Source organism: Secundilactobacillus angelensis, assembly GCF_012641075.1.
In the GTDB taxonomy this organism is placed as follows: domain Bacteria; phylum Bacillota; class Bacilli; order Lactobacillales; family Lactobacillaceae; genus Secundilactobacillus; species Secundilactobacillus angelensis.
Genome location: NZ_JAAXLJ010000058.1, coordinates 1 through 966 on the forward strand (window position 1 = coordinate 1; position 966 = coordinate 966).

2 protein-coding genes are annotated in these 966 nt (G+C 37.6%); one reads left to right on the forward strand and one right to left on the reverse strand.

Annotated elements, in window-relative coordinates; all coding sequences use genetic code 11:
• Nucleotides 1-273 (reverse strand): type II toxin-antitoxin system Phd/YefM family antitoxin (locus tag HC026_RS12325; RefSeq protein WP_168926199.1); only part of this gene is annotated, 273 nt, incomplete at its 3' end.
• A 78-nt stretch (nucleotides 274-351) separates the two neighbouring features.
• Between HC026_RS12325 and HC026_RS12330 the strand changes: the two genes are divergently transcribed.
• Complete coding sequence (locus tag HC026_RS12330) at nucleotides 352-939, forward strand: site-specific integrase (protein ID WP_010012550.1); 588 nt, start codon at nucleotides 352-354, stop codon at nucleotides 937-939.
• Nucleotides 940-966 lie beyond the last annotated feature (27 nt).

Below are 966 nucleotides of genomic sequence, written 5' to 3' on the forward strand. Positions count from 1 at the left end.
AAACTGACCCCAATAATCATCATCTGATTCAACAATTTCATCGTCAGGTAAAACATGGCGTTTAATTAACTGATCACGTGCAATTGCATATTCTAACGAGCCTTCTTTAGCTTTTAATGCTCGTTCTAGCCAATCCATTTTTTCTTGTGAAACGATGGCCACTGCGCGACTATTTGAACGAGCAATATAAACGGTTTCGTCTTCGTCATTAACTTGATCTAAATATTTTTTTAAGTTAGCGCGAAAATCGCTCTGTGTTAATGCTAATGTCATATTTACCACCCTTTCTTTGTACTTAATATTGTACTTTAATTTGTACTAAAAATCAAAAATTTTAAAGGAGCTCAAACTATGCAACAAGTTGTCTTACCCATCAAAGATTCAAATGTTCTCAAGGAAGTTCAAGATACCTTACTCAACAACTTTAAAGCTGGCCGGCGTAACTATACAGTTTTTCAAGTTGGCAAAGCGACACTGCTGCGAGTCAGTGATGTCATGCGCTTAAAACAGGCCGATATTTTTAATCCGGACGGTTCTATTAAACAAAATGCGTTTATTCACGACCGAAAAACTGGTAAACCTAATACCTTGTACCTTAAACCTGTTCAAACAGAGCTCTTATTGTACCGTCAATGGCTACTTGATCATCAGCTGGATTCTGAATGGCTCTTTCCTTCCATTCAACACCCCGAGCGCCATATTACAGAAAAACAATTTTACAAAATCATGAGTAAGGTTGGCGATCTGTTAGGAATTAATTATCTAGGGACCCATACGATGCGTAAAACCGGGGCTTATCGCGTTTACACGCAATCAAATTATAATATTGGCTTAGTCATGAATTTGCTCAATCATTCCAGTGAGGCGATGACTTTAGCTTATTTAGGCTTAGACCAGGCTAGTACTGAAACGATGCTGGATAAAATTGATTTTGGTTAGGAGGCTGGCTTTATGGATTTAGATTTT

Excerpts from the sequence above, each read along its gene's own strand:
- HC026_RS12330 (WP_010012550.1), top strand. The coding sequence starts at position 352 with ATGCAACAAGTTGTCTTACCCATCAAAGATTCAAATGTTCTCAAGGAA.